Annotated in this window: 4 protein-coding genes; 3 read left to right on the top strand and 1 reads right to left on the bottom strand. The window is 49.1% G+C overall.

The window, feature by feature from the left end:
- On the bottom strand, window positions 1-1,097 hold a 1,097-nt coding region (locus ACR0P9_RS10995), incomplete at its 3' end, for an FMN-binding protein (protein ID WP_432620093.1).
- 213 nt (window positions 1,098-1,310) lie between these two features.
- On the opposite strand from ACR0P9_RS10995, the gene ACR0P9_RS10990 reads away from it, so the two are divergent.
- From ACR0P9_RS10990 to ACR0P9_RS10980, 3 genes are read left to right on the top strand one after another with little or no spacing between them, the layout of a single operon-like run.
- Window positions 1,311-1,535, top strand: coding sequence for a spore coat associated protein CotJA (locus tag ACR0P9_RS10990; protein WP_432620091.1), 225 nt, complete (start codon window positions 1,311-1,313; stop codon window positions 1,533-1,535).
- Window positions 1,528-1,776 (top strand): spore coat protein CotJB, encoded by a 249-nt coding sequence (locus ACR0P9_RS10985; RefSeq protein WP_432620089.1) that lies wholly within the window; start codon window positions 1,528-1,530, stop codon window positions 1,774-1,776. Before ACR0P9_RS10990 ends, ACR0P9_RS10985 begins: the two co-directional genes overlap by 8 nt.
- Before the next feature lie 3 nt (window positions 1,777-1,779).
- On the top strand, window positions 1,780-2,403 hold the full coding sequence (locus ACR0P9_RS10980; protein WP_432620087.1) for a manganese catalase family protein: 624 nt from the start codon (window positions 1,780-1,782) through the stop codon (window positions 2,401-2,403).
- Window positions 2,404-2,439 lie beyond the last annotated feature (36 nt).

The raw sequence follows: 2,439 nt of genomic DNA, 5'->3' as shown, positions 1-2,439 counted from the left end.
GTCTCGTCTTCTGCCTGTCCTTGCTCATGGTCATACAGAGATACCGTGACATCACCGGTCGCATAGGTGTTTGCCATCAGACCCCAAACATTGATGCCCGCAATGCCGCCTGCTTCCAGCCAGTTTTCACCAGTCGTTTCTGCCGCACTGACATCGACATTTGTCGAGGAATTGATGACTGCACCACAATATTCATAGCCCATCAGGCCGCCTGCCCAGATATTTTTGCCGGTATTCTTCACGGTCAGAGAACCATCTACATGACAATTGTCAATAACTGCGCCGCGGCGGCTTTCCTTGCTGTTTTTCGGTGTCGTCTTGCCGACCAGCGTACCAATGGTCACTTCGTCCTGCGAATAGACGTTCATTGCCACATCCGTCAGATTGACATTGCGCACGACAGCATCTGAGCCAAGCACAGAGAACAGACCAATGATTTTTTCATCCGAAGCCGGAGCATATGCCTGCTGCTCAGTTCCCATCGTCATGCCCTCAATCACATAGCCATGACCGTCAAAGGTTCCGTTGAACGGCGCGCCATCGTTGCCGATGGAATCCCAATCCGAACCGGAAATATCAATATTTGCACCGAGCGATACATAACAGCCCGCATAATCATAAGAATCTACCGATTTTGCAAATTTTCTCAGCTGATTCGCGGTAGAAATGACATACGGATGTGCCTGTGTACCATTGCCGGTGGTAAAGAAAGACAAATCAACCGCATTGCCCTCTGCTTTTTTCAGCGCAGAATTGACCGCACCCAAAATGCCCTCACTGCTGTACGTTGCGCCGGAAACCGTGTCCAAATCGGTGCTCTGCTTTTCGATAATCGTATCCATCAAAACAGCTGCTTTGTTCCAATACGACTGCGTGTCCGAATGCGAAACAACATCAATTTTTGTGACCGCGTTGTCCTTAACGGTTACTGCCAGCGTGACCAAGCCGTAATATCCCTGTGCAGAGCCTTCATACGTACCGTCTTTATATGCGCCCTCTCGAATATTGACCGCAAACGACGGTGCCGCCACACTTGCCGTGAGGCAAAGCCCCATTGCCAAGGCACTCAAACGCTTCCAACCGGATTTGAACTTCATGTATACTCCTCCTTTTAATTAGTTGAAACTAATTCGTGTACAGTAGTATACTATCTGATATTTTCTCTGTCAATAGAATTTCTTTCGTTTTGATTAAATAATTGTTCTAACTATCATCTTTATTTGTTAGTATCTATGAACTTTTCTATCATGCACCGCTCAGACCACATTTGCATAAAATAGAGCATCTCGACACAGAAAGGATGAATCGCAATGGAGAACAAGCCAAATGGTGCGCGTCCTGCTATCACACCACAGGCTGCTCAATCCGGTCCCGGCTATGTTTTGAATTATAATCTGTTGGCGCTGGCGATGGGTTTTGTCCCCGATCAGGTTTGGCAAAATATTTATCAAGACGATGTCGCGCTGGCGCGCGGAACTATTTTTGCCGATCTCGACAAACCATTTATCGGAGAGGAGGCTGTTTCCCGTGACTGAAAAGCAAAAAGCGATGCGCGATGTGCAAGAGCGCGGTTTTGCTGCCTTTGATGCCTCTCTGTATCTGGACAGTCATCCGGATGACGAAGCCGCCGTACAATATTTCCGCACGGTCTGCAAAAAACATCAGCAGGCACAAGAGGTCTATCAAAAGCATTTTGGACCGTTGAAGCGGCAAAATGCCGGTGCAGATGGTCGTTGGAATTGGGTAGATGACCCATGGCCATGGGAGGAGGTTTGACGTATGTGGGAGTATGAAAAGAATTTAATGTATCCGGTGCGCATTGCCAATCCTGACCCAGCGATGGCAAAACTCATCATCACTCAGCTCGGCGGTCCGGATGGAGAATTGGGCGCAGCGATGCGCTACTTGACCCAGCGTTTCGCCCAGCCCTATGCACAGGGCAAAGCGATTTTGACAGACATCGGTACAGAAGAATTGGCACACTGTGAAATGATTGGTGCGATTGTCTATCAGCTGACGCGCTGCCTGACTCCCGAGCAAATCAAGCAGAGCGGTTTTGATGCGTATTTTGTCGATCACACCAACGGCATTTATCCGCAGGCTGCCAGCGGCACACCATTTTCTGCGGCAACCCTGCAATCTACCGGTGATGCGATTGCCGATTTGTTTGAAGATATGGCTGCCGAACAAAAGGCGCGCTTGACATATGATAATCTGTTGCGTCTGATTGATGATCCCGATGTGCGTGACCCGATTAAGTTTTTACGCGAGCGGGAAATCGTGCATTTTCAGCGGTTCGGCGAAGCCCTGCGCGATGTGCAGGAAAATCTCGACGCCAAAAACTACTACGCCTACAACCCCTCATTTGATACCGGCTGTGCCAAGCGGTCAAAGAGCAACTGAACGCACAAAAAACGAGCTGTCTCTGCGTGAGACAGC

The organism is Butyricicoccus sp. (genome assembly GCF_050872565.1).
Classification (GTDB): Bacteria; Bacillota; Clostridia; order Oscillospirales; family Butyricicoccaceae; genus Butyricicoccus_A.
This window is presented reverse-complemented; position numbering and strand designations above follow the sequence as displayed.

What these genes read in the sequence shown, in the direction of transcription:
- ACR0P9_RS10990 (WP_432620091.1), top strand. Translation starts at nt 1,311, where the DNA reads ATGGAGAACAAGCCAAATGGTGCGCGTCCTGCTATCACACCACAGGCT.
- ACR0P9_RS10980 (WP_432620087.1), top strand. Translation starts at nt 1,780, where the DNA reads ATGTGGGAGTATGAAAAGAATTTAATGTATCCGGTGCGCATTGCCAAT.